The sequence below is a fragment of the Streptomyces sp. Ag109_O5-1 genome (assembly GCF_003814875.1).
Lineage (GTDB): Bacteria > Actinomycetota > Actinomycetes > Streptomycetales > Streptomycetaceae > Streptomyces > Streptomyces sasae.
Window position 1 is genome coordinate 8984174 of the sequence record NZ_RKQF01000001.1, and the last position, 24873, is coordinate 9009046.

Annotated in this window: 20 protein-coding genes and 1 riboswitch; of the genes, 4 read left to right on the forward strand and 16 right to left on the reverse strand. The window is 73.1% G+C overall.

Annotation, left to right across the window (positions count from 1 at the left end):
• Window positions 1-9: 9 nt before the first annotated feature.
• The 6 genes from cobC to cobM are packed head-to-tail and all read right to left on the reverse strand — an operon-like array spanning window position 10 to window position 6417.
• A complete protein-coding gene (cobC, locus tag EDD90_RS40890) occupies window positions 10-1101 on the reverse strand; it encodes an Rv2231c family pyridoxal phosphate-dependent protein CobC (protein ID WP_185149658.1) in 1092 nt (363 codons plus the stop codon).
• Complete coding sequence (locus EDD90_RS40895; RefSeq protein ID WP_123978134.1) at window positions 1076-2002, reverse strand: sirohydrochlorin chelatase; 927 nt, start codon at window positions 2000-2002, stop codon at window positions 1076-1078. Before EDD90_RS40895 ends, cobC begins: the two co-directional genes overlap by 26 nt.
• Window positions 1999-2583 carry a precorrin-8X methylmutase gene (locus EDD90_RS40900; RefSeq protein ID WP_123978135.1) on the reverse strand — a complete coding sequence of 195 codons (585 nt, stop codon included), beginning with the start codon at window positions 2581-2583 and terminating at the stop codon, window positions 1999-2001. Before EDD90_RS40900 ends, EDD90_RS40895 begins: the two co-directional genes overlap by 4 nt.
• Window positions 2580-4280, reverse strand: a complete 1701-nt coding sequence (gene cobJ, locus EDD90_RS40905; RefSeq protein ID WP_123978136.1) for a precorrin-3B C(17)-methyltransferase — start codon at window positions 4278-4280, stop codon at window positions 2580-2582. The genes EDD90_RS40900 and cobJ overlap by 4 nt, the downstream gene beginning before the upstream one ends.
• The gene (cbiE, locus tag EDD90_RS40910) at window positions 4277-5560 is read right to left on the reverse strand and encodes a precorrin-6y C5,15-methyltransferase (decarboxylating) subunit CbiE (RefSeq protein WP_123978137.1); all 1284 of its coding nucleotides are present in this window, start codon (window positions 5558-5560) and stop codon (window positions 4277-4279) included. Before cbiE ends, cobJ begins: the two co-directional genes overlap by 4 nt.
• Entirely contained in the window at window positions 5557-6417 is an 861-nt protein-coding gene (gene cobM / locus EDD90_RS40915; RefSeq protein ID WP_185149407.1) for a precorrin-4 C(11)-methyltransferase, read from the reverse strand. The genes cbiE and cobM overlap by 4 nt, the downstream gene beginning before the upstream one ends.
• Before the next feature lie 84 nt (window positions 6418-6501).
• On the opposite strand from cobM, the gene EDD90_RS40920 reads away from it, so the two are divergent.
• Window positions 6502-7233, forward strand: coding sequence for a ZIP family metal transporter (locus EDD90_RS40920; protein WP_123978138.1), 732 nt, complete (start codon window positions 6502-6504; stop codon window positions 7231-7233).
• A gap of 11 nt (window positions 7234-7244) precedes the next feature.
• Here the strand turns inward: EDD90_RS40920 and cobI are convergent, their stop codons facing one another.
• The 10 genes from cobI to EDD90_RS40975 form a co-directional block, all read right to left on the reverse strand.
• A complete protein-coding gene (gene cobI, locus EDD90_RS40925) occupies window positions 7245-7991 on the reverse strand; it encodes a precorrin-2 C(20)-methyltransferase (protein ID WP_123978139.1) in 747 nt (248 codons plus the stop codon).
• Window positions 7976-9538 carry a cobyrinate a,c-diamide synthase gene (locus tag EDD90_RS40930; RefSeq protein ID WP_123978140.1) on the reverse strand — a complete coding sequence of 521 codons (1563 nt, stop codon included), beginning with the start codon at window positions 9536-9538 and terminating at the stop codon, window positions 7976-7978. The genes cobI and EDD90_RS40930 overlap by 16 nt, the downstream gene beginning before the upstream one ends.
• A gap of 4 nt (window positions 9539-9542) precedes the next feature.
• Complete coding sequence (gene cobO / locus EDD90_RS40935; RefSeq protein WP_123978141.1) at window positions 9543-10142, reverse strand: cob(I)yrinic acid a,c-diamide adenosyltransferase; 600 nt, start codon at window positions 10140-10142, stop codon at window positions 9543-9545.
• Window positions 10142-12130: a putative cobaltochelatase gene (locus EDD90_RS40940; RefSeq protein ID WP_123978142.1), complete on the reverse strand. Its 1989-nt coding sequence runs from the start codon at window positions 12128-12130 to the stop codon at window positions 10142-10144. Before EDD90_RS40940 ends, cobO begins: the two co-directional genes overlap by 1 nt.
• Window positions 12127-15783, reverse strand: coding sequence for a cobaltochelatase subunit CobN (gene cobN / locus EDD90_RS40945; protein WP_123978143.1), 3657 nt, complete (start codon window positions 15781-15783; stop codon window positions 12127-12129). The genes EDD90_RS40940 and cobN overlap by 4 nt, the downstream gene beginning before the upstream one ends.
• Window positions 15780-17288, reverse strand: coding sequence for a cobyric acid synthase (locus tag EDD90_RS40950; protein WP_123978144.1), 1509 nt, complete (start codon window positions 17286-17288; stop codon window positions 15780-15782). Before EDD90_RS40950 ends, cobN begins: the two co-directional genes overlap by 4 nt.
• Window positions 17285-18235, reverse strand: a complete 951-nt coding sequence (locus EDD90_RS40955) for a cobalamin biosynthesis protein (RefSeq protein ID WP_123978145.1) — start codon at window positions 18233-18235, stop codon at window positions 17285-17287. The genes EDD90_RS40950 and EDD90_RS40955 overlap by 4 nt, the downstream gene beginning before the upstream one ends.
• Before the next feature lie 99 nt (window positions 18236-18334).
• Window positions 18335-18477: riboswitch (cobalamin riboswitch) on the reverse strand.
• 153 nt (window positions 18478-18630) lie between these two features.
• Window positions 18631-18858: a hypothetical protein gene (locus EDD90_RS40960; protein ID WP_123978146.1), complete on the reverse strand. Its 228-nt coding sequence runs from the start codon at window positions 18856-18858 to the stop codon at window positions 18631-18633.
• A 19-nt stretch (window positions 18859-18877) separates the two neighbouring features.
• Complete coding sequence (locus EDD90_RS40965; protein WP_123978147.1) at window positions 18878-20119, reverse strand: inorganic phosphate transporter; 1242 nt, start codon at window positions 20117-20119, stop codon at window positions 18878-18880.
• A gap of 144 nt (window positions 20120-20263) precedes the next feature.
• Window positions 20264-21052, reverse strand: a complete 789-nt coding sequence (locus tag EDD90_RS40975) for a lysozyme (RefSeq protein ID WP_123978148.1) — start codon at window positions 21050-21052, stop codon at window positions 20264-20266.
• Window positions 21053-21248: 196 nt separating this feature from the next.
• Between EDD90_RS40975 and EDD90_RS40980 the strand changes: the two genes are divergently transcribed.
• The 3 genes from EDD90_RS40980 (at window position 21249) to EDD90_RS40990 (ending at window position 24868) form a co-directional block, all read left to right on the forward strand.
• Window positions 21249-21983, forward strand: a complete 735-nt coding sequence (locus tag EDD90_RS40980) for a class II aldolase/adducin family protein (protein ID WP_123978149.1) — start codon at window positions 21249-21251, stop codon at window positions 21981-21983.
• An 82-nt stretch (window positions 21984-22065) separates the two neighbouring features.
• Entirely contained in the window at window positions 22066-23193 is a 1128-nt protein-coding gene (locus tag EDD90_RS40985; RefSeq protein ID WP_123978150.1) for an alpha/beta hydrolase, read from the forward strand.
• Between the two features lie 286 nt (window positions 23194-23479).
• Window positions 23480-24868 (forward strand): hypothetical protein, encoded by a 1389-nt coding sequence (locus EDD90_RS40990; protein WP_123978151.1) that lies wholly within the window; start codon window positions 23480-23482, stop codon window positions 24866-24868.
• Window positions 24869-24873 lie beyond the last annotated feature (5 nt).

Genomic DNA, 24873 nt, shown 5'->3' on the forward strand with positions numbered 1-24873 from the left:
AGTTCCCCCTCAGCCGCGTATCAACACCAGTGCCTGATCGAACGCCTGCAGGAACCGATTCACAACCCCCCGGTCCCGCACCGCGATCCGCACCCACTCCTCGCCCAGCCCGGGAAACGTGTCCCCCCGCCGCACCGCATACCCCAACGCCCGCAGCTGTCGGCGCACGGCGGCCGCCCCCCGGACCCGGACCAGCACGAACGGTCCCTCCGCGGGCCCCACCACCGACACCCCCTCCGGCGCGAACTCCTCGAGCCCCGCCACCAGATGGGCCCGGTCGGCCGCCCCCCGGTGCGCCGCGTGCGCCGCCTCCGCCAGCGCGCGCGGCGCCACACACGCCTCCGCTGCCGCCAGCGCCGGTGTCGACACCGGCCACAACGGCTGCGCCCGCTCCAACTCGGCGATGACCTCCGGCGCGGCCAGCACATAGCCGATCCGCAGCCCGGCCAGCCCCCACGTCTTCGTCAGGCTCCGCAGCACCACCAGACCCGGCACGTCGGTCCGCCCGGCCAGCGCCTCCCGCTCAGCTGGCACCGCGTCCATGAACGCCTCGTCGACCACCAACGTCCGCCCGGGACGGGCGAGTCGGGCGATCGTCTCGGCCGGGTGCAGCACCGACGTCGGGTTGGTCGGGTTGCCGATCACCACCAGGTCGGCGTCCTCCGGCACGGCCGCCGGATCGAGCCGGAACCCGTCCGCCTCCCGCAGCAGCACCCGGTCCACGGTGTGCCCGGCGTCCCGCAGCGCCGCCTCCGGCTCCGTGAACTGCGGGTGCACCACCACCGGCCGACGCACCTTCAGCGCCCGCGCCAGCAGGACGAACGCCTCCGCCGCGCCCGCCGTCAGCAGCACCCGCTCCACCGGCAGCCCGTGCCGCGCCGCCACCGCCGCCCGCGCCGCCCGCCCGTCCGGGTAGGTGGCGAGAGCGCCCAGCGACTCGGCTATCCGCTCCCGCAGCCAGGCCGGGGGAGTGTCGGCACGCACATTGACCGCGAGATCGACGAGCGCGGAACCGTCGTCGCGGACCTCCGCGTCACCGTGGTGCCGCAGATCGTGCGCCGGTCCGGAACCGTCCTCAGTGCGCATGGGCATGCCCGCCATGATGGTGGTGCCCATGGCCGTGCGGGTGGCCTTCGTCGTCCGGGTGGAAGTGCGGCTGCTGCGGCAGGCCGACCTTGTCCTCGAAACCCGGCAGCGCGATCCGGTACACGCACGAGTCGCAGTTCATCCGCAGATCACCGGCGACCGCCTCCCGGTACCGCTCCATCACCAGGTCGAGCAGCTCCGGCTCCGGCCCGATGACGTCCGCCGAACGCACCTCGACCTCCGGGTGCGCGGCGGCCCAGCCCTCGGTCTGCTGCCGCACCCGGTCCGGCAGGATCCCGGTGAACAGGAAGTACGGGAGAACGACGATCCTGCGCGCCCCCAGTTTCAGACACCGGTCGAGCCCGCCCGGCACGTCCGGCGCGGCCAGCGACACGAACGCCGTTTCCACTCCGGCGTACCCGCGGCCCTCCCAGAGCAGCCGGGCCGCCTTGTGCACCTCGGCGTTGGCGTCGGGGTCCGTCGAACCCCGGCCCACCAGCAGCACGGTGACATCGCCGCGGTCCTGCGCGGCCCGAGCGGAACCGCCCAGCGCCTCGTCCAGCCGCCGCTCCAGGACCGACAGCAGCGCCGGATGCGGGCCCAGCGGACGCCCGTAGGTGTACGAGATACCCGGGTGCCGCTCCTTCTCCCGCGCCAGCGCGGCCGGGATGTCGCCCTTGGCGTGCCCGGCGGAGACCAGCATCAGCGGAACGGCCGCGAACCGTCGTACCCCCTGCTCCACCAGCTCGGTGACGGCATCCCCCAGCGGCGGCGGGGACAGCTCGATGAAGCCGCCGGCGACGGGCAGTTCGGGGTGGCGGCGCCCCAGCTCCCGTACGAAGTCACGGAACGCCTCGGCCCCGGCGTCGTCCCGGGTGCCATGGCCGGCGATGAGCAGGGCGGGCGGGGTGGTCACAGGGTCTCCTCGGAAGTGGGGTGGTACAGCAGGGCGTTGAGCGCGGCGGCGGCGACCGCCGAGCCGCCCTTCTCGGACACGTTGCTGACGGCGGGCAGCCCGCTCTCGCGCAACGCGGCCTTGGACTCGGCCGCGCCGACGAAGCCGACGGGCAGACCGATGACGAGCGCGGGCGAGGCGTCCAGCGTCAGCAGCTCCTCCAGGGCGGTCGGCGCACAGCCGATCACCCAGAGGGCACCGGGCCCCACCTGCTCGTAGGCGAGCCGGATCGCGTGCGCCGAACGGGTAAGGCCCGGACCGGACTCGGCATCCTTCAGCCGGCACACGGTCTCCCGGCGCGTGATGCCCGCCGCGACCATCTCCACGTCCACGACGACCGGCGCCCCGGCGTGCAGCGCCGCGTGCGCCTTCGCCAGGTCGCCCTCGTCGGTCACCAGGTCGGTCGCGTACTCCAGGTCGGCCGCGGAGTGGATGACCCGCTCCACCACCGCCCGGGTCAGCGGCGGGAAGTGCGAGGTGTCCAGGCGGGACCGCAGCCGCCGGAAGGACTCCTGCTCGATGGGGTGGACCACACGGTTCACTTGGCGCCCTCCTCGGACGTCTGCCAGCGGTAGCCGCGCGGGGTGACCATACGCCCGGCGATGTTCCGGGTCGCCGTGTTGCCCACGGTCACGACCGTCATCATGTCGACCCACGCCGGGTCGAGCGCGCCCAGGGTGGTCAGCCGGCTCGACTCGTCGGGGCGCGAGGCATTGCGTACGACACCGACGGGCGTCGTCGGCTCCCGGTGCCCGGCGAGGATCGCGAGCGCCTTGGGCAACTGCCAGTCGCGGCCCCGGGAGCGCGGGTTGTAGAACGTCACGACGATGTCCGCCTCGGCCGCCGCCCGCACCCGGCGCTCGATGACCTCCCACGGCGTGTGCAGGTCGGACAGGCTGATGGACACATGGTCGTGGCCCAGCGGCGCACCCAGGATCGCCCCGGCGGCGAGCGCCGCGGTGACACCCGGGACACCGATCACGTCGATGTCGTCCGACGCCTCGGCGAGCGCGGGGGAGGCCATGGCGTACACCCCCGCGTCCCCGCTGCCGATCAGCGCGACGGCCTGCCCGGCACGCGCCTCGGCGACCGCGGTCCGCGCCCGCTCCTCCTCGGCCCCGAGCCCCGACTCCAGGATCCGGGTGCCCGGCCGGAGCAGGTCACGGATCTGGTCGACGTACTGATCGAGACCGACCAGCACGGAGGCGCGCCGGAGTTCGGCCCTGGCCCGCGGGGTGAGCAGATCGCGGGCGCCGGGACCGAGCCCGACGACCGCGAGCCGGCCGCGCGCGGGACGCCGTACGACGGCGCAGGTCGCCATGGCGGGACGGCCGTCCGCCCGCTCCGACTTCCGCTTCGGGACGAGGAGTTCGCCACCGCCGACGAGCGCGGCAGCCTCGGCGACGGACGGGGTGCCGACGGCGGCGAGAGGAGCGTCCGACGGGTTGGGGACCTGGACCCCGGCCAACTCCTCGGCGGAGTGCGTCACTACGGGCACCCCGAGCCGTGCGGCCGCTTCGACGATCCCGGGTTCCCCGGCCTTGGCGTCCACGGTGGCGAGTTCGGCGACGCTACGAGGGGACAGCCCCGCGTCCCGCAAGGTCTCCTCGACGAGCCCGAGCACCTCGTCGGCGGGGGCACCCCGGGACGCACCGACGCCCACGACCAGCGACGGCGGGCGCAACAGCACCTCGTTCCCGGCGGGTTCGACGGCGCGGTCGGTCAGCCGGACCGCGTACGCCCCCTCCTCGGCGAGCGGCAGCGGCGGCAGTGGCCACGGCAACTCGGCACGCAGCGCCACCGGTTCGCCGTCCAGCAGCGCCCGCGACACGGTCGCCACCGAGCCCTCGACGGGGAAGCCGAGGGTGTCCAGGCCGGGGAGTCCGACGGAGTCGGTCGCGGTGGTCACCACGGGCTGCGCGGCCAGCAACTCGCCCACCTCCCGGGCGAGTTCATTGGCGCCGCCGCCATGTCCCCCGACCAGCGACACGGCGAACCGTCCGGCCTCGTCGACGCACACCACACCGGGATCGGTCGACTTCTCGCCCAGCAGCGGGGCGATCAGCCGTACCACCGCACCCGTGGCCAGGAAACACACCAGCTGCTCGCACTCCGCGAACGCGGACCGCACAGCGTCCCCGACGGGACCTTCGTACACCCGGGTACGGTCCGGCCACGCCACGGCCAGCCGGTCGCGCGCCGCCGCCCCCGCCGCGGTGGCGGAAATGAGGCCGATCACTGGTCAACTCCTTCGTCAGAAACGGGGATTCGCGTCCCCCACAGCAGGAACACGGGATTGGCCGCCGCCAGCCGGGTCACATCACCCGGCAGCGGCGCGAGGCGGGAGGACTGCAGCAGCACCCCGTCGCAGGAGAACCCGCCCCCGGTGAGCGCCGCGCGCGCCGCCGGTACCCGGTCCAGGGCGGCCATCGCCACCACCACCGTCCGCCGGGCGCGCAGCGCGCAGGCGGTGACGACGGCGGGCAGCTCTGCCCCGCCGCCTCCGATGAACACGGCGTCGGGGTCGGGGAGTCCGGACAGCGCCTCCGGCGCCGATCCGTGCACCACATCCACGTGGACGCCGTGCGCCAGGGCGTTGGCGGCGATCCGCTCCACCCCGTCCGCGGCCTTCTCCACGGCGACGGCGGCGGCGCCGAGGCGCGCGCACTCCACCGCCACCGACCCGGAACCCGCGCCGACGTCCCAGACCAGGTCGCCGAGCCGGGGCCCGAGCCGGGCCAGCGCCAGCGCCCGTACCTCGAACTTGGTGATCATCGAGTCGCGGTGCGCGAACTCCCGCTCGTCCAGGGCCCACCCGGCGGGCCCGGCCGGCGCCCCGGCGACCGTGCGCACACCGCCGAGCACCCGTGCCTCATCGAGGCACAGCACCACGCTGACGTCCGGTCCCCAGTCCCGGGCGGCGGCTTCGGCGGGCGTGACCCACTCCACCCGCTCGACCGCGGACCCGAGCGCCGAGGCGACGACGAGAACACGCGCACCGGACGCAGACGCCGGCACCGGCAGGGACCCGCCCGGTGGCTTGCCGAAGGCGTGCCGCAGTGCCGCCCCCAGCTCCGCCGGACCCGACCCCGGTCCCGTCAGTACCGCCACCTTCGGATGCGCCCGGCACACGTTCACGGCCGTACGCGGGTCCCGCCCGTGCGCGCTCACCACCACCGCGTCGTCCCAGGGCAGTCCGACCCGCGCGAAGGCGGCGGCGACGGACGACACTCCGGCCCGCACATCCAGCCGGTCCGCCCCGAACCGCTCCGCCAGCACCCGCACGATCCCGAAGAACCCGGGGTCGCCGGAGGCCAGCACCACCACGGGCCGGTCCTTGCCGACGTACTCCTCGATGGTGTCGAGCGCGGGTGCCAGCGGCCCCAGGACGATCCGCTCGGCCTCCGCCGGCAGCCGTACGGCGTCCAGATGCCGCCGCCCGCCGACCACCAGCTCGGCCCCGGCCAGCGTCTCCGGCGGAAGCGGCGCCCCCGTCCCGGTACCGACGACGGTGATCATGTACTCGCCCCGCGCTCACGCAGTGCCCGCCTGGCCTCGGGGTCGGCCTTGCGGAAGCCGTGGAAGTGGCCGGGGTGGTACAGGTGCGAGCGGGTGCCCTGGGCGTCCAGGGCCGGGCCCACCAGGAAGAGGGTGTGCTTCCAGAGCTTGTGCTCCTTGACCGTCTCCTCCAGCGTCTCGATCGTGCACCTCACGACCAGCTCCTCCGGCCAGGTGGCCTGGTACGCGACGACGACCGGCGTGGACGTCGGATAGCCGCCCTCCAGCAGCTCGCGCACCAGCTGCCCGCTGCGCGCGGCGGACAGGAAGACCGCCATGGTGGTGCCGTGGCGGGCGAACTCCCGCACCTCCTCGCCCGGCGGCATGGGGGTCTTGCCGCCGCCCAGCCGTGTGAGCACGACGGACTGCGCGACCTCGGGAATGGTCAGCTCGCGCTGGGCGAGCGCGGCGACGGCCGAGAAGGAGGAGACACCCGGCACGATCTCGACCTCGACACCGATCCCGGCACACCGGTCGACCTGCTCCTGCGTACCGCCCCAGAGCGCCGGATCCCCGGAGTGGATCCGGGCGACCCGCAGCCCGTGGGCATGGGCCCGCTCGTACACGGCGACGACGTCTTCGAGGGACATCGTCGCGGAGTCGAGGATCTCCGCGCCCTCACGCGCGTGCTGAAGGACCTCCTCCTGGACCAGGCTCGCCGCCCAGATCACCACGTCGGCCTCGGCGATCGCGCGCGCGGCCCGGAACGTCAGCAGATCGGCGGCGCCGGGGCCGGCACCGACGAAGGTCACCTTGCCGGTGGCAGCGGCGCCGGAGGCAGTGGCTGCAGCGGTGGCGGAGGCGGCGGCATCGGCCATGAAATTTCGGTCCTCTCTGGACAAAGGGTGCTACGGGTGCTGCTGGATGTGCGCTGAGGCGGGTCGATCGGATACCAAGGCCCCATGGCGGTCTTCGTCGCGCTCGGCGCGTTCCTGATGACGCTGGCCGGCGGCTGGACGGCACAGCGCGTGACCGACCGTCGTCACCTGGTCCTGGGCCTGGCCGGCGGTCTGATGCTCGGGGTGGTCGGCCTCGATCTGCTGCCGGAGGCGCTGCGCGCGGCCGGCCGCGAGATCTTCGGCGTGCCGGCCGCCCTGCTCCTGTTCGTGGCCGGCTTCCTCCTGGCTCATCTGGTCGAACGGACCCTCGCCGCCCGCCAGGCCGCCCACGGCGGGGACGAGCACGAGCACCACCGTGCGCCCGAGGTGGGCCTGACGGCGGCCGGCGCGATGGTCGGCCACAGCGCGATGGACGGCGTGGCGATCGGCGCGGCCTTCCAGGTGGGCGGCGGCATGGGCACGGCGGTCGCGCTGGCCGTGATCGCGCACGACTTCGCGGACGGCTTCAACACGTTCACCATCACGAGCCTGTACGGCAACGCGCGCCGCCGGGCGATAGGCATGCTGGTCGCGGACGCCTTCGCACCGGTCGTCGGCGCCCTGTCCACGATCTTCATCACCATCCCCGAGACCGTTCTCGGCGGCTATCTCGGCCTCTTCGGCGGCGTCCTGCTCTACCTGGCCGCCGCCGAGATCCTTCCCGAGGCCCACCACGAACACCCGGCCCGTTCGACGCTGCTGTGCACGGTGGCGGGCGCGGCCTTCATCTGGCTGGTGGTGGGCATCTCGGGCTGACGTACGGCCGCTCACAACTTCCCGCCTCTGCCGCCGTCCCGGCGCGGCGGCGCGATGAGCGTGGACAGGTACGGCAGCGGGGAGCCGTCGAGCTCGCCGGCGGGCCGGATGGACTCCTCGTCCAGTCCCAGCGCCGACCCCCACACGGCCTCCTCGATCCGTCCGGTCTCCCGCAGCGCCTCCACGACCGCACCGGCCTGCCGCCCGAACTTGTACGCCACGACCGTCCCCGGCCCGCTCAGCGCGTCCTTGAGCACCGCGGCACCCGCCGTCACCGGGACGAGGGTCAGCGGCTCGGTGCCCTCGGTCAGTACGGCACCGGAGCGGGCGGCGAGATCCTGCATGGCGGTGATACCGGGCACGGTCTCGACGACCAGGTCCGGCACCAGCTCGGCGATGGTCTGTGCGAGGTAGGTGAAGGTCGAGTAGACGTTCGGGTCCCCGATCGTCGCGAAGGCGACCGACCCATGAGCCCGCAGCAACTCGGCGACCTTGGCACCTGCCGCGTCCCAGGCGGCCTCCCGCCGCCCCCGGTCACTGCGCTCGTTGAGCGCGAACACGACCCGTACGACCTTCTCCCGGCCGACGTAGTGCAGCACGGTCGCCTCGGCACGCCCGCGCTCGCCCGTGTCCATCACCGGCACCACGACGACATCGGCCGCGCGCAGCGCATTGACCCCCTTGACGGTCACCAGCTCCGGGTCACCGGGCCCCACGCCGACTCCGACCAACCTGTTGCTGCTCATGACGTCCGGCACCTCTCCACGAACCTTCGGGCCACACCGGGCTCGGACGCCCAGTGCGTGTGCAGATAACTCGCGTGCACACCCTGCTGTACAAAACCTTCGACATGCGGCCGAGGTGTACGCACACCCCACGCGGGTGCCGCCCCCGCCCCCGGCTCCACCACGGTCCGATGGAACTCGTGCCCCCGCATGCGCGTCCCGGCGACCGCCAGCACACTGTCCCCGACGGCGACGGCGTCCCGGTACCCGAGAGTCAGCCGCTCCGACATCCGCGCACTCGCGTCGAGCACACCGCACATGGGCAGCCCGTCCAGTTCACGGCACAGATAGAGCAGCCCGGCACACTCGGCGGCGACGGGAGCGCCGCGCTCGGCGAGTGCGGCGATGTCCTTCCGGAGCGCCTCGTTGGCCGACAGCTCACCGCCGTACACCTCAGGGAACCCGCCCCCGATGACCAACCCGCGCGTCCCTTCGGGGAGTCGCTCATCCCGAACCGGATCGAACACGGCGACTTCGGCCCCGGCAGCGACAAGCAACTCGGCCTGCTCGGCATAGGAGAAGGTGAAAGCCGCCCCACCCGCCACCGCGATCACAGGCCCGCTCCGCACCCCGTTCAGCCCGTCCGGCGTTCGAGGATGACGGCCGGTCCGCACCCCCTCCAGCCCGTCTGGGGGTCCCCCCTCTGGGGGAGTTTGAGGACGAGGCCGTTCAGGCCGAAGCGGGGGTCCGGGGGCGGCAGCCCCCGAAGGCGGGGTCGAAGGGGCAGCAGCGCCCCTGGAGGATGGGACGGGTAGGGGCGGCGGGGGCGAGGAAACCAAGGCCTCAGCCGCATCCCAGGCCGCCCCCGACAACGCTCCCGCCCCCCGCGCCAGCCCCAGCAGCCCCTCCAGATCACACCCCCGCTCCACCTGCGCAGCCATCGCCGCCACCGCCTCGACCGCATCCCCCCGCCGCTCCGCCACCGGCACCAACCCCAGATGCCGCGACGGCGTATCCACCTGGGCCACCCGCCGCAGCACCCCGAACACCGGCACCCCGGCGGACTCCAGCGCCTCCCGCAGCAACTCCTCGTGCCGGTCCGACGCCACCTTGTTCAGGATCACGCCCCCGACCCGCGCCTCCGGATCCCACGACGCGAACCCGTGTACCAACGCCGCCACCGACCGCGACTGCGACGATGCGTCCACGACCAGCACCACCGGCGCGCGCAGCAGCTTCGCCACATGAGCCGTGGAGGCCAACTCGCCTTCGCCCGCGGCCCCGTCGTACAGCCCCATCACACCCTCGACGACGGCCAGATCGCAGCCGTGCGCACCGTGCGCGAACAGCGGGCCGATCAACTCCGGCCCGCACAGGTACGCGTCGAGGTTCCGCCCCACGCGCCCGGTGGCGAGCGAGTGGTACCCGGGGTCGATGTAGTCCGGCCCGACCTTGTGCGGAGACACGGCGAGCCCCCGCGCGGCGAACGCGGCCATCAACCCCGTGGCGACGGTGGTCTTGCCGCTGCCGGACGACGGCGCGGCGACGACCAGCCGTGGGACGGAAAGGGAACTCACCACGACCTCACCACTCGATGCCCCTCTGCCCCTTCTGCCCCACGTCCATCGGGTGCTTGACCTTGGACATGTCGGTGACGAGGTCGGCGAGGCCGACGAGCTTGTCGGGCGCGTTCCGCCCGGTGATCACGACATGCTGCGTCCCCGGCCGGTTGCGCAGCACCTCCACGACCTCATCGGTGTCCACCCACCCCCAGTGCATCGGGTACGCGAACTCGTCGAGCACGTACAGCTGGTACGTCTCGGCGGCGAGGTCCCGCTTGACCTGCTCCCAGCCCTCTCGGGCCTTCTCCTCGTTGTCCATCTGCGCGTCGCGCTGGACCCAGGACCAGCCCTCGCCCATCTTGTGCCAGTCGACGGTCCCGCCCTCGCCGGAGGCGCCCAGCACCCGCAGCGCGTTCTCCTCGCCGACCTTCCACTTCGCCGACTTGACGAACTGGAACACCCCGATCGGCCACCCCTGGTTCCAGGCCCGCAGCGCGAGCCCGAAGGCGGCGGTCGACTTCCCCTTCCCGATCCCCGTGTGCACCACGACGAGCGGCCGGTTGCGCCGCTGCCGGGTCGTCAGACCGTCGTCGGGCACCACACTCGGCTGTCCCTGCGGCATTACGCGGCCCTCCTCTGTACGTCCTTCACCAGTCCGGCGATCGAGTCCGCCCGCAACTCGTCCAGCGTCACCGCGGTCCCGCCCAGTTCGCCCGCGAGCTGCCCGGCGAGCCCCAGCCGTACCGGCCCCGACTCGCAGTCCACGACCACCGAGGCGACCCCCTCGGCCGCGAACAGCCGGGCCGCCCGCCCGGCGAGCGCCACGGGCTCAGGACCGCCGGTGGCCCGCCCGTCCGTCACGACCACGACCAGCGCCCGCCGTGCGGGATCCCGCAGCCGCTCCACCCGCAGCACGTCGTGCGCCTTCAGCAGCCCGGCGGCGAGCGGGGTACGCCCGCCGGTGGGCAGCGACTCCAGCCGGGCCGCCGCCGCGTCCACGGACGAGGTCGGCGGCAACGCGACGTCGGCGGCCGAGCCCCGGAACGTCACCAGCCCCACCTTGTCCCGCCGCTGGTACGCGTCGAGCAGCAGCGACAGCACGGCCCCCTTCACGGCGCTCATCCGCTGCCGGGCCGCCATCGACCCGGACGCGTCGACCACGAACAGCACGAGGTTGCCCTCGCGGCCCTCCCGGGCCGCCTGCCGCAGATCGTCCCGCCGGATCACGAGCCCGGGACCGGACCGGCCGCGGGCCCGCTGGTGCGGGGCGGCGGCCTGCACGGTCGCCGCCAGGTGCAGCTTGGTCAGGGCACCGCGCGGCCGGCGCGCACCCGTGGTCCGTCCGTGCTCGGTCCGGGCCCGGGACCGCCGCCCGGCGGCCCCCTCACCGATCCCGGGCACGCTCAGCACCTTGGTCCGGAACGGCTCGGCGGCCCGTACGGCGGACTGCTCGCCCGCCCCGGAGGCCTGCGGCTCGCCGCCCTCGCCCTCCTCGGGCCGCGCGCCGGTGTCCCCGCCCCGCGGACCGTCGTCCGGCGTCGGCTGCCCGCCTCCACCGCCCGGCCCGCCGGGGTCGGGATCCGTGTCGTCCTCGTCCTCCCCGGAGAACTCCTCCAGAGTCTGGTCCAGCTTGTCCTCGTCGAGTCCCGGCGCGTCGAAGGGGTTGCGGCGCCTGCGGTGCGGAAGCGCGAGCAGCGCGGCCTGCCGTACGTCCTCCGCCAGCACATCCGTCCGCCCGGCCCACGCGGCCAGCGCCGTCGCCGTCCGCGCCATCACGATGTCGGCGCGCATCCCGTCGACCTCGAAGGCCGCACAGGTCGCCGCGATCTGCCGCAGCGCCCCGTCGCCCAGCCGTACCGACGGCAGCAACTCCCTTGCCGCCACGATCCGTTGCCGTACGGCGGCCTCCTCGTCGGCCCAACGCGCCGCGAAACCGGCCGGATCGTCGTCGTACGCGAGCCGCCGCCGTACGACCTCCACCCGCAGGTCGGGCTCGCGGGAGGCGGCCACCTCCACCGTCAGGCCGAACCGGTCGAGCAACTGCGGCCGCAGTTCGCCCTCTTCGGGGTTCATGGTGCCGACGAGCAGGAACTTCGCGGCGTGCCGCACCGACACGCCCTCGCGTTCCACGTACGACGCGCCCATCGCGGCCGCGTCCAGCAGCAGGTCGACGAGGTGGTCGTGGAGGAGGTTGACCTCGTCGACGTAGAGGATGCCCCGGTGGGCGTCGGCCAGCAGGCCCGGCTCGAAGGCCTTCACGCCCTCCGCCAGGGCCCGTTCGATGTCCAGCGCGCCGACCAGCCGGTCCTCGGAGGCGCCCACCGGCAGTTCGACCATCCGGGACGGGCGGGACTCGAAGGCGCCGGGCTCGTGCGGACCGTCCGGGCAGGACGGGTCCGGAGCGGCCGGGTCGCAGGAGAAACGGCAGCCGGCGACCACGTCCACGGCCGGCAGCAGCGCCGAGAGGGCGCGTACGGCCGTGGACTTGGCGGTGCCCTTCTCGCCGCGCACCAGCACTCCGCCGACCGCCGGGGAGACGGCGTTCAGCAGCAGCGCGAGCCGCAGGTCGTCCTGGCCGACGACGGCGGTAAAGGGGAAGGGGGTGCTCACTGGTCGTCGCCCTCCAAGTCGCCTTCCAGCTCCAGATAGGTGGCGCGCAGCCGCTCCAGGGTGTCCGCGTCCGGCTCGGCCCACAGGCCCCGGTCGGCGGCCTCCAGAAGCCGTTCGGTGATCCCGCGCAGCGCCCACGGGTTGGACTTCTTCATGAAGTCCCGGTTCTCCGCGTCGAAGACGTACTCCGCGCTGAGCTTCTCGTACATCCAGTCGTCGACCACGCCCGCCGTGGCGTCGTAGCCGAAGAGGTAGTCGACGGTCGCCGCCATCTCGAAGGCGCCCTTGTAGCCGTGCCGGCGCATGGCCGCCATCCAGCGGGGGTTCACGACCCGCGCCCGGAAGACCCGGTGCGTCTCCTCGCCGAGCGTGCGGGTCTTCACCTGGTCCGGCGTGGCCGAATCACCCACGTACGCCTCGGGGTTGGCGCCGGTCAGATGGCGCACCATGGCGACCATGCCGCCGTGGTACTGGAAGTAGTCGTCGGCGTCGACGAGGTCGTGCTCGCGGGTGTCCACGTTCTTCGCGGCGACGGCGATCCGCTTGAACGCGGTCTCCATGTCCCCGCGCGCCGCCCGCCCGTCGAGCCCGCGTCCGTAGGCGTAACCGCCCCACACCGCGTACACCTCGGCGAGGTCGGCGTCGGACCGCCAGTTGCGCGCGTCGATCAGCGGCAGCAGACCGGCGCCGTAGGCCCCCGGCTTGGAGCCGAAGACCCGGGCGGTCGCGCGCCGCCGGTCGCCGTGCTCGGCGGTGTCCTCGTCGGCGTGGGCCTTCACGTAGTTCCGCTCGGCGGGCTCGTCCAGTTCGGCGACCTTGCGCACCGCGTCGTCGATCAGCCCGACCACGTGCGGGAACGCGTCCCGGAAGAAGCCCGAGATCCGGACCGTGACGTCGATGCGCGGCCGGCCCAGTTCCTCCAGGCCGATCACCTCGAAGCCGGTCACCCGGCGCGAGGCCTCGTCCCACACCGGACGGCAGCCCAGCAGCGCCAGGATCTCCGCGATGTCGTCGCCCTGGGTGCGCATCGCGGACGTGCCCCAGACCGTCAGGCCGACGGACTTCGGGTACTCGCCGGTGTCCTGGAGGTAGCGCTGCACGAGCGAGTCCGCGAGCGACTGGCCGACCTCCCAACTGAGCCGGGACGGAATGGCCTTGGGGTCGACCGAGTAGAAGTTCCGGCCGGTCGGGAGGACGTTGACCAGGCCACGGGTCGGGGAGCCCGACGGACCGGCCGGGACGTAACCGCCGTCGAGGGCCTTCAGGATGTGCCCGATCTCGTCCGTGGTCCGGGCGAGGCGCGGTACGACCTCGTTGCAGGCGAACTCCAACACCGCGACGGCGTCCGGGAGTTCGCTGCCGACCACCTCGCGCACGAGCGCACGGCTCTCGGTGGCGGCCCACTCCCGCTGCTCCATGCCCTCCGCGACCCGGCGGCACAGCTGCTCCAGCAGGTCGATCGCGTCGGCCGCCGTACGGGACGGACCCTCGACGAGATCCGACAGCTCGACCGGCACCTTCACCGGCGCCCCCGGCTCGGCCAGCAACTCCTTCTCGACCAGACCGAAATGCGTGGCGAAGGCGGCGCGCAGCCCGGGCAGCGCGTTCGCCTGCCCGCCCCACACCTGCGAGGCACGCAGCACGGCCAGTACGAGGTTCACGCGCGGCTCGCCGACCGGCCCGCCGCCGAGAATGTGCAGGCCGTCGCGGATCTGCACGTCCTTGATCTCGCACAGATAGCCGTCGATGTGCATGACGAACTCGTCGAAGTCGCCGTCGTCCGGCTGCTCGTCCACATGCAGGTCGTGGTGGAGCTCGGCCGCCTTGACCAGCGTCCAGATCTGCGCCCGTACGGCCGGCGCCTTGGCCGGGTCCAGGTCGGAGACGAGCGCGTACTCGTCGAGCAGCTGCTCCAGCTTGGCCAGGTCGCCGTAGGTGTCGGCACGGGCCATCGGCGGCACCAGGTGGTCGACGACCGTCGCGTGCCCGCGCCGCTTGGCCTGGGTGCCCTCACCGGGGTCGTTGACGATGAACGGGTAGATCAGCGGCAGCTCGCCGAGGACCGCGTCCGGCGCGCAGCCGGCGCTCAGCCCGAGCCCCTTGCCCGGCAGCCACTCCATCGTGCCGTGCTTGCCCATGTGCACGATCGCGTCCGCGCCGAAGGAGTTCTCCAGCCAGCGGTAGGCGGCCATGTAGTGGTGCGACGGCGGCATGTCCGGGTCGTGGTAGATCGCGATCGGGTTCTCGCCGAAGCCGCGCGGCGGCTGGATCATGACGACGACGTTCCCGAACTGGAGGGAGGCGAGCACGATGTCGTCCCCGTCCACGTACAGGTTGCCCGGCGGCTCGCCCCACGCCTCCGTCATCGCGTCCCGCAGTTCCGGGTCGAGCTTTTCGAACCACGCCCGGTAGTCGGCGAGCGGCACCCGGGCGGGCGCGGAGGCCAGCTGCTCCTCGGTCAGCCACTCGACGTCGTGCCCGCCGGCCTCGATCAGGCGGTGGATCAACTCGTCGCCGCCGGAGGGGTATTCGGTGACGCCGTACCCGGCGTCCCGGAGGGCGTCCAGTACCCGCACCGCCGACGCGGGCGTGTCCAGGCCGACCGCGTTGCCGACCCGGGAGTGCTTGGTCGGGTACGCGGTGAAGACCAGCGCGACCTTCTTCTCCGCGTTCGGCTTGTGCCTGAGCCGGGCGTGCCGTACGGCGATTCCGGCGACGCGTCCGGCCCGCTCCGGGTCGGCGACGTACACCGGGACGTCGTCCGGGCCCTGCTCCTTGAAGGAGAAGGGGACCGTGATCAGCCGTCCGTCGAACTCCGGGATCGCGACCTGCATCGCCGCGTCCATGGGGGAAAGTGCGGCGTCGGACTCGTCCCACGCGGTGTGCGAGGAGGTGAGGCAGAGCCCTTGCAGGACGGGGATGTCGAGATCGGCGAGGGCGCCGATGTCCCAGGCCTCCTCGTCACCGCCGGCCGATGCCTGGGAGGCGTGGGTGCCGCCCGCGGCCAGGACGGTGGCCACCAGCGCGTCGGCGCCCGCGAGGATCTCGTACAGCCCGGCGTCCGCCCCGCGCAGTGAACCGCAGTACACCGGGAGGGCGTTGGCGCCGTGCGCCTTGATCGCGTCGCACAGGGTGTCCACGAAGGCGGTGTTGCCGCTGAGTTCATGGGCCCGGTAGAAGAGCACGCCGACGGTCGGGCGGCCTGCGACCAGGGGACGCTCGCCGTGGACGCCGTACTCCGGCATCTTCTGCGGCTCGTCGAACCCCTCACCGGTCAGCAGCACGGTGTCGGACAGGAACCGGGACAGCTCCAGCAGGTTGGCGGGCCCGCCCTCGACGAGGTACCTGAGGGCCTCGGCCACCACACCGGCCGGCACCGACGACTCCGCCATCAACTCGGCGTCCGGCACCGCCTCGCCGCCCAGCAGCACGGTCGGGATCCCGGCGGCCTTCAGCACGGCGAGCCCGTCCTCCCAGGCGCGCTTGCCGCCGAGCAGCCGTACGACGGCGATGTCCGCGCCCTCGACGAGCGCGGGCAGCTCCTCCGTGACGTCGACGCGCGTGGGATTGCCGATCCGGTAGTCGGCACCGGAGGCGGCCCGGGCCGCCAGCAGATCGGTGTCGGCGGTCGACAACAACAACACTGTGCTCATGCGGGCGCTCCCGGTGGAATGAAAGGCAGTCCTTGTGGCGCGCCCGACTCGATGAGCCGCCAGAGCGCGTCCGTGTCCGCGTGCTGTTCGATCAGGTCGCCGAGCCGGTCGAGCTGCTCCTCGCGCAGCGCGGCGAACGAGGTGTCGGGGGCCGGCACGAACCGGCGGCCCGCGGCGGCCGCCACCTCGCGCAGAAAGGCCCGCCGGAAACCGTCCGACTCCAGGGAGCCGTGCCAGTGGGTGCCCCAGGTCTGCCCGACCCGGCACCCGTCCAAGAAGGCTTCGCCTCCGGTCACTTCGGCGACGCCATGATGAATCTCGTACCCCGCGACCCGTTCCCCGAGTGCCTCCCCCTCCGGCCGGGCAAGGATCTTCTCGGGGGCGAATCGCACCCTTAGGGGAAGCACCCCGAGCCCCTCCACCCGCCCCCGCCGGCTCTCGACCTCGTCCTCGATGTGCTCGCCGAGGATCTGGAAGCCACCGCAGATGCCGAGGACCGGCCGCTGCTCGGCGGCCCTGCGCCGCAGCGCGTCCGCGAGGCCGCGCTCCCGCAGCCACTCCAGGGCCCGGACCGTCCCCCGGGTCCCCGGGATCACCACGAGATCGGCGTCGGCCAGCTCCTCCGGCCGGTCCACGAACCGCACCACGACACCGGGTTCGGCGGCCAGCGCGTCCACGTCCGTGAAGTTGGACATCAGCGGGATGGCGCACACGGCGACCCGCAGCACGTCCTCGCCGACGGGCGGGGCGGTGTTCGACTCACGTACGGTCCCGCGCAGGGAGACCCGGAGTCCGTCCTCCTCGTCGATGCCGAGGCCGTGCCGGAAGGGGAGCACGCCGTACGTCTGTCGTCCTGTCAGCCCGTGCAGCATGTCGAGGCCGGGCTCCAGCAGGGAGACGTCCCCCCGGAACTTGTTGACGAGGAACCCTGCGACGAGTTCCTGGTCCTTTGGCGAGAGCAGTGCGACGGTCCCGAAGAACGACGCGAACACGCCCCCGCGGTCGATGTCGCCCACCACCAGCACGGGGAGCCGCGCGTTGCGCGCGATCCCCATGTTCACGATGTCGGTCCGGCGCAGATTGATCTCGGCCGGACTGCCCGCCCCCTCACAGATCACCGCGTCATACGTGCCCCGCAACTCGGCGAGACAGTCGAGCACGGTCCCGAGCAGCTTCTGCTGCCGCCCGCCGTGGTACCCGCGCGCGCTCAGCTCACCGACCGGCTTGCCCAGCAGCACGACCTGACTGCTCTGCTCGCCACCGGGCTTGAGCAGCACGGGGTTCATCAGCGCGGTCGGCTCGACCCGGCAGGCCTGCGCCTGCATGGCCTGTGCCCGCCCGATCTCGGCGCCCTCACGCGTCACGAAGGAGTTGAGGGACATGTTCTGCGCCTTGAAGGGTGCGACCTTGACGCCCTGTCGCACCAGCCACCGGCAGATACCGGCGGTGACGACACTCTTGCCGGCGTCCGAGGTGGTGCCGGCGACGAGAAGACCACCGTTCATGACGTACGTCCCTTCCGTCCCGTCGCGGCGAGGCGCGCGGCGACGGTCACGCCGAGCGCGAGCAGACCGACACGACGGGAGAGCCGTACCGCCCGCCGGATGTCCGCGACCTCCACGGCCCGCCCCTGCGTGTTCAGCACGGGCCGGTGCTCGACCCGTCCCGCATACGACAACGTCCCCCCGAGCCGCACCCCCAACGCCCCCGCGAACGAAGCCTCCACGGGCCCCGCGTTGGGACTCGGATGCTTGGCCGCGTCGGCCCGCCAGGCCCGTACGGCTCCACGGGCATCCCCACCGGCGGCCGTCGCCAGCACCGCCGTCAGCCGTGCTCCCGGCCACCCCGCCATGTCGTCCAGCCGCGCGGAAGCCCATCCGAACCGCCGGTACCGGGCCGACTTGTGCCCGACCATGGCGTCCAGGGTGTTGACGGCCCGGAACCCCACCAGCCCCGGCACACCGGCCACGGCTCCCCACACCAGCGCGCCCACGACCGCGTCACTGGTGTTCTCGGCGACGGACTCCACGACGGCACGGGCGATCCCGTCGGCGTCCAGGGCCTGCGGATCCCGTCCGCACAGATGCGGCAGCCGGGCACGGGCGGCCTCGACGTCGCCGGCCTCCAGGGCACGCCCGATGGTCCGCGCCTCGCGTGCGAGCGACGTCCCGCCGACAACCACCCATGTGGCGGCGGCGGCCAGCGCGACGGAAGCGGTGGTCGACGGTCGTACGACCCGCTGGGCCACGGCCCCCAGAGCCACGGCGCCGCCGGCGCACACGGCGGTGTGCAGCGCGCCCCACCCGCGATCGTCCCGCCACAGCACCCGTTCCACGGCCCCGGCCGCCCGTCCGAACACGGCGACCGGATGCCCCCGGCGCGGATCGCCGAGCAGCAGATCACCGAGAAGGCCGGCGGCGGCGCCGTACGCGAAGACGCGATCGGCACCCATCGGCTCAGCCGGCCGTGGGGTCGGGGACGGGCCGGGTACTGAACCTCGATCGGCAGCCGCACATGGCGTTATGTCCTCACTCAGGGTGTCCGCGCCCTGGTTCGACGAGACCGGCGGTGAGAGTTCCTGGCTCCCGGGGCTACCTACCCCGGTGACAGTGGCGGGACCGCGCCGGATTCACACCGGCTTCCTCTCTTGCCGCCGTACATGGCTCCGGCAGTCCACCATGCCCCCGGAAGACCCGTCAACTTGCCGTTGACCTGCGAGGGGAGAGTGTGCGAAGGCCCACATCGGGTGCCCTGCGGGGCTTCTGAGACATGCCGAAGGCTCCTTCCCGAGCGGGTCGGGGAGGAGCCTTGTCGGTCGCGTTCGGGCCTCGGCGGCGACGGTCCCGGTCAGGCCTTCGCCACGATCAGGTGGATGCCGTACGCCACGGCCACCGCGCAGGCCGCGAAGCAGACGTAGGCGGCTGTCACGGCCAGGGCCGCGGAGTTGCCCTGGGCCGTGGCGCGGGCGCGGGCGGAGAGGCCCTTGATGCCGAGGGTGAAGAGGGCCACCAGGCCCACGGTGGCCACGAGGCTGACGCCGAAGACGGAGCCGATGGCTGCCCAGTCGATGCTCATGTTGGTTCTTCCTCGGAGGTCAGACGGTGGCGGCCGGGTCGGTCGCGGCAGCGGCGGCGGGGGAGGGGATGGTGGCCGTGAGGCCGTCGGTCACCGGGCCCGCGGGCGGGGGCGTGACCGCGGCGATCGCCGTGGTGACCACGCCGGCCGGCTCCTCGGCCGCGGTGTCGTTGACGTTGGCGCTGTCCACGACCTCGCGGCGGGAGAGCTTCCAGATCGCCGCGCTGGCGGCCACCAGGAAGACGCCGACGGCCGCCGTGCCCCAGTCGCCGAGGTCCGTCACGGACTCGGCGAGCGCGCCGACCAGTGCGGCCGCCGGGAGGGTGAGCACCCAGGCGACGAGCATGCGGGTCGCGGTGGACCAGCGGACCGTGCCGCCCTTGCGGCCCAGGCCCGCGCCCATCACCGAACCGGAGACGACGTGCGTGGTGGAGAGGGAGAAGCCGAGGTGGGAGGAGGCCAGGATGGCGGTGGCCGCGCTGGTCTGGGCGGCGAAGCCCTGCTGCGGCTGAAGGTCGGTCAGGCCCTTGCCCATGGTGCGGATGATGCGCCAGCCGCCGATGTAGGTGCCGAGCGCGATGGCCAGACCGGCGGAGAGGATGACCCAGGTGGGAGGGTTCGAGCCGGGGGCGATGGAACCGCCCGCGATCAGCGCGAGGGTGATGATGCCCATCGTCTTCTGCGCGTCGTTGGTGCCGTGCGCGAGCGAGACCAGGCCGGCGGAGGCGATCTGGCCGGCGCGGTAGCCCTTGCGGGTGGCTTCGTCGTCGGCGTTCTTCGAGAGCGCGTAGGAGAGGCGGGTGGAGAACATCGCCGCGAGACCCGCGACGACGGGGGCGGCGACCGCCGGGAGCAGGACCTTGGCGACGAGCACGTCGCCGTGGACGGCGCCGAACCCGGCGGAGGCGACGGTGGCGCCCACCAGACCGCCCATCAGGGCGTGCGACGAACTGGAGGGCAGGCCCACCAGCCAGGTCACCAGGTTCCAGAGGATGGCGCCGACCAGGGCGGCGAAGATGACCTCGGGACGAATGCCGTTCTCGTCGACGAGGCCCTTGGAGATCGTGTTGGCGACCTCCACGGAGAGGAAGGCGCCCACCAGGTTGAGCGCGGCGGACATGGCCACCGCGATCTTGGGCTTGAGCGCACCGGTCGAGATGGTCGTGGCCATCGCGTTGGCGGTGTCGTGGAAACCGTTCGTGAAATCAAACGCGAGTGCGGTGACAACCACAATCGCGAGGATCAGCGAGAAGTTTTCCATTTACCCAGGCAATCGTTCGAAGTCATTGGTTGTTGGACCGTAGGCAACCTGGGTGAACGGAAGATGAACTGGGGTGGACTTGGGGGTGTCTATGGCGGAGGGCCGTCATTCCGCTTACGGTCCGACGGCCCGGTCGCCGCTTGGCTAGTGGCCCTTGGCGAACGACCTCAGCCGGCTCGCCGACCCGTTGAAGAGATTCTGGTCACCCGGCAGGCTGCCGCTGTTGTCGTACTGCCAGAAGGTCCAGGACGACCATCCGGCCGGCAGCGCCCCGGCGTCCGCCGAGCCGTGCCTAGCGATCCACAGCGCATGGTCGGCGGCGAAGGCGCTGCTGCCGCCGGTGCACAGGTTCCACCAGTGGGTGGTCGTGTAGATCACCGGCCGCCGGCCGGTCTCCCGGTGCAGTTCGTCGCTGAAGGACCTGATCCAGTCGACCATCCTGGCGCTGCTCATGCCGTAGCACTTGTGCTTCTTGTCGTACGGGTCGTACTCGACGTCGAGCGCGGGCGGCAGCGTCCAGCCGTCCGCGGTCCAGGTGCCGCCGTGGCTCACGAAGTACGCGGCCTGCTCGGCGCCCGACGACTTGTCCGGCAGGGCGAAGTGGTACGCGCCCCGCATGATCCCGGCGTCGCGTGCGCCGGCGTACTGCTGGTCGAAGTACGGGCTCTGGTAGGTGGTGGACTCGGTCGCCTTGATGTAGACGAACTTGGCGCCCTTCGCCTTGACGCTCGGCCAGTCGACGTCCTTCTGGTGCGAGGAGACGTCGTGCCCCCTCGGCAGGCTCCCGGCGGGCGCCGGTGTCCCGGCGAACGCGATCGCGGTCCCCGCGGACGCGAGGGTGAGCGCCGCCACGGACGCGGCGAGGGTGCGGACGCGGACGCGATGGCGATGGCGCCGACGGTGGTGGCGGGACGGAATGCGGTCACGGGCCATGTTTCCCCCCGGAATGGCGGCGTGTGCGAAAAATCGTCCAGAGAGTATTGGAAGATCGGCGTATGATCGGCGATCTTCAGCCAAGGGTGGAGACGGAGCGTTTTGTGGCGATTTGCTCTCTACTGATCTCGAGATGTCCGGCCTAAAGTGCCCTCCCGTGCGGACCGGTTGGAGCGTCGGCTGACAGGATCGGGCCATGGGTGAGCAGTGGCGGGACGAGCGTGGCGGACGGGCCGGCCGGGGCGGCGAACAGGGTGTGCCGGAGCCGCGAAGGCGGGATGTGCGCGCGGAGGAGGCCGACGCCTGGCGGGAACTCGTCGCCACGGCCCGCCGCACGGTGACCGACGGACTGGTCGTCGGCACCTCCGGCAATGTCTCGGTCCGCGTCGGCGACACCGTGCTGGTCACGCCGTCGGGCGTGCCGTACGACCGGCTCGGCGCGGACGACGTGACGGGCGTGGACCTCGCCGGCCACCAGGTGCTCGGCGCCCTGGTGCCGACCAGCGAACTGCCCATGCATCTCGCCGTCTACGGCAGTACCGACGCCGAGGCCGTCGTCCACACCCACGCCGTCCACGCGACGGCCGTCTCGACCCTCGTCCCCGAGCTTCCGGCGATCCACTACATGTCCGCGGCCCTCGGCGGCGCCGTCCGGGTTGCCCCTTATGCGACGTATGGCACCGACGAGTTGGCCGAGAACATGCTCCGCGCCCTGACCGACCGCTCCGGCTGCCTCCTCCAGAACCACGGCACGATCACCTACGGCACGACCCTGACCCAGGCCTATGACCGCACCGCCCAGCTGGAGTGGATGTGCCGCCTGTGGCTGACGGCGTCCTCGGTGCCCGTCCTGACCCCGACCCTGCTGTCACCGGAACAGCTGGCGGAGGCTCGGGAGAAGCTGCTGGGATACGGACAGAAGAAGGGGTGAGTCCGGGGGCGTGCCCTCCTGCCCGGTGCGCCCCGGGTTACCTCCACTGGCCACCGCCCCGCTCCGCCCCGACACTGGACAGGTGCGCCCAGTCAAAGTCACGGCCGCCGCCGTCGGTGCCGTACTCGCCGCCGGCGCGGCCAGTGTGGCCGCCGGACGGTTCGCCAGTGGCGCCGCGCTCAAGGCGCCGCCGGGCCGGCCCCTGCCCACCGAACCCCGGCTCACCGTGCACGGCACCGCGGCCGGCCGCATCACCCTCACCCGGGACCTGGCCTCACTGCGCCCCGGCGTCTACGGCCTGGCCGGCGACGGCTCGCACGCGGTCGTCGGCGCCGTCCTGGAGTCCGCCGCGAACACCGCCGACACCGTCGTACGGCGGCTGGAACGCGTGACCCACGGCACCCTCGAGACCGGCGACCAGGTCTGGCTCACCCCCAACGTCCACATCGGCGACCCGGGCGCGGCGCTCGGCCTGGAGTGCGCGGACATCGACATACCCGGTGAACTGGGCCCGCTGCCCGCCTGGTTCGTGCCCGGCTACCGGGACACCTGGGTGATCGCGGTGCACGGCCTCGGCACCACCCGCGAGCTCGCCATGAACGTCATGGAGTTCCTGCACGCCCGCCGACTGCCCGTGCTCGCCCTCGCCTACCGCGGCGACCTCGGCGCCCCGCGCGCTCCGGACGGCCTGAACCACCTCGGCGAGAGCGAGTGGCGCGACCTGGACGCGGCGATCCGCTACGCCGTCCGCTACGGCGCCCGCCGCGTCGTCCTGTACGGCTGGTCCACCGGCGCCACCATGGCGCTGCGCGCCGCCATCCACTCGGCGCTGCGCGACCGTGTCTCCGGGCTGGTCCTGGACTCCCCGGTACTCAACTGGGAGGCCACCCTGCGCGCCCTCGCCCAGGCCCGGCACACCCCAGAACCCCTGCTGCCGCTCGCGGTGCGCGCCGCCCAGGGCCGGGCCGGCCTGCACGCCGATCACGTGGGCGACCCCGTCGACCCGGCGCAGCTCACCGTGCCCACCCTGATCGTCCACGGCCCGGACGACACGGTGGCCCCCTGGACCTACTCCCGCCGGCTCGCCGCCCGGCGCCCCGACCGCGTGGCCCTGCACACCGTGCCGGACGCGCCGCACGGTGCGATGTGGAACGCCGACCCCAAGCAGTACGAGGAGCGGCTGCGCCGGTTCCTCACCCCGCTGATGTGATCCTCACCGCATCCCCGGCCCTTCCCGGGCGCCTCCTCGGCACGGGCCGGAAGCCCTGGTTCCATCCGGTTCCAGAGGTTCCGTTTAAGGCTGTATCACTGGCCTGAACATGTCTCTCCGCCTCCCGTCGGCGCCCGTGCGTTGGCCAGCCCCGTAGCCCGCCGTGACATTCCGTTTGGGTTTTCGGACCGTCAACCGGAAGACTGCACCCGTGACGTCCCGTATCCCGCGCGACTCAAGGCTTCGACTCGTCCGAACGCGACCCCTGGCCGCCGCCCCCCGAGCGATGAACCAGCGGCCCGCGCGCCGCCCCGCACCCCGCCCGCCCGAGGGCACCCCGGCCCCCGCCGAGCTGGCCAGAATGGCTCGCTCCGGGCTGGCCGGAGCGGCCCGCGTCGCCCACTGGGCCGACGCCGCCCTCGGACCCGGCAGCGACGGCGCGACCGCCGACGGCAAGGCCACCCTCTCCGAGGCGACCGCCGAACGCGCGGCCGGCGATCTGGGTCTGACCGCGGCTCAGGTGCGTGCCGACTGGGACACCGCCCGGCTGGCCGGCCTGGTCGAGGTGCACGGCGAGACCGCGCGCCCCGGCTGGCGCCTGCGCGCCTGGGACCGCGACGACAGCGCCGTGCTGCGCGGCTGGGTCGCCCTCTTCGACGCCTGGTCGCTCGCCCACCCGGAGCCCGCCGAATTCGAGGCCGCCGCCGTCGCCGAGGTCGTCTCGGCCATGCCCCAGGTGCTCTCCTTCCTCCAGCTCTCCGCCGGGCCCGTCCCGGTCGAGCAGCTCCTGGACCTGCTGCGGCAGCGGGTCACCGAACTGCGCACCGAGCGTTGTGAGGTGCCCTACGAGACGGAGAACGGGTCCGGGTCCGCCGGTCCGGTCGCCGCGCTGCGCTCCGCCGACGCCGACCCGGCGGACCGCGCACCGGCCGAGGACCCCGCGCCCGCCGAGGACGCCGAACTCGCCCCCCTCCTGGACTGGTCCCTGCACGCCCTGGCCTCCGTCGGCGCGCTGACCTGCGGCGACGCCCAGGCCACCCTCACCCCGCTGGGCAGCTGGGCGGTGTGGGTCAAGCTGGAGCAGATCTGCGTGGCCGCGCAGAGCCCCGCCGGGAACATCGAGGTCGCCGCCGAGGAGATGCTCCGCGGCTGCGCCCAGCTCCGCCCCAACGCGGCCCGCGCCGAGTACCGTGCCTGGCTCGCCGCCCGCCCCGTCGGCAGCGCCGTCGGCGAACTCGTCGACGCCGCCCGCGGCGAGGACGCCCTGCTGCGCGGCCTCGCCTTCGAGGCGCTGCGGGTCGTCGGCGCCCCCGCCGAACCGGACGTCCGCGCGGTCGTCGAGGAGCCGACCCTGCGGCCGTACGCCCTGCTGTGGCTGGCCGAGCACGACGGGGTCGACCCGGAGGACGCCCACGAGGTCCTCACCCGCGAAGAGGCCACCTGGCTCTGGGTGGACACCGCCGCCGCGGTCGCCGACCACGGCGAGGCGCCGATGCTCGTCCGCCACCTGGAGTCGGCGCTGCAGCCGACCGTCCCCGCGCTGCTCGACGAGGTCCGTGCCGTCGGCCACCCGCGCACCGTGCAGGTCCTGGTCGCCCTCGCCGCCGCCCACCCCGACCCCGCGCTGGCCAAGGCCGTCCGCCGGGCCGCCTTCCAGGTGCACACCGGCGGATGAGCGCA

What these genes read in the sequence shown, in the direction of transcription:
- EDD90_RS40980 (WP_123978149.1), top strand. Translation starts at nt 21,249, where the DNA reads ATGGGTGAGCAGTGGCGGGACGAGCGTGGCGGACGGGCCGGCCGGGGC.
- EDD90_RS40965 (WP_123978147.1), bottom strand. Translation starts at nt 20,119, where the DNA reads ATGGAAAACTTCTCGCTGATCCTCGCGATTGTGGTTGTCACCGCACTC.
- cobM (WP_185149407.1), bottom strand. Translation starts at nt 6,417, where the DNA reads ATGGCCGATGCCGCCGCCTCCGCCACCGCTGCAGCCACTGCCTCCGGC.
- cbiE (WP_123978137.1), bottom strand. Translation starts at nt 5,560, where the DNA reads ATGATCACCGTCGTCGGTACCGGGACGGGGGCGCCGCTTCCGCCGGAG.
- EDD90_RS40920 (WP_123978138.1), top strand. Translation starts at nt 6,502, where the DNA reads ATGGCGGTCTTCGTCGCGCTCGGCGCGTTCCTGATGACGCTGGCCGGC.
- EDD90_RS40955 (WP_123978145.1), bottom strand. Translation starts at nt 18,235, where the DNA reads ATGGGTGCCGATCGCGTCTTCGCGTACGGCGCCGCCGCCGGCCTTCTC.
- cobO (WP_123978141.1), bottom strand. Translation starts at nt 10,142, where the DNA reads ATGCCGCAGGGACAGCCGAGTGTGGTGCCCGACGACGGTCTGACGACC.
- EDD90_RS40990 (WP_123978151.1), top strand. Translation starts at nt 23,480, where the DNA reads ATGAACCAGCGGCCCGCGCGCCGCCCCGCACCCCGCCCGCCCGAGGGC.
- cobC (WP_185149658.1), bottom strand. Translation starts at nt 1,101, where the DNA reads ATGGCGGGCATGCCCATGCGCACTGAGGACGGTTCCGGACCGGCGCAC.
- EDD90_RS40960 (WP_123978146.1), bottom strand. Translation starts at nt 18,858, where the DNA reads ATGAGCATCGACTGGGCAGCCATCGGCTCCGTCTTCGGCGTCAGCCTC.
- EDD90_RS40950 (WP_123978144.1), bottom strand. Translation starts at nt 17,288, where the DNA reads ATGAACGGTGGTCTTCTCGTCGCCGGCACCACCTCGGACGCCGGCAAG.
- EDD90_RS40975 (WP_123978148.1), bottom strand. Translation starts at nt 21,052, where the DNA reads ATGGCCCGTGACCGCATTCCGTCCCGCCACCACCGTCGGCGCCATCGC.
- cobN (WP_123978143.1), bottom strand. Translation starts at nt 15,783, where the DNA reads ATGAGCACAGTGTTGTTGTTGTCGACCGCCGACACCGATCTGCTGGCG.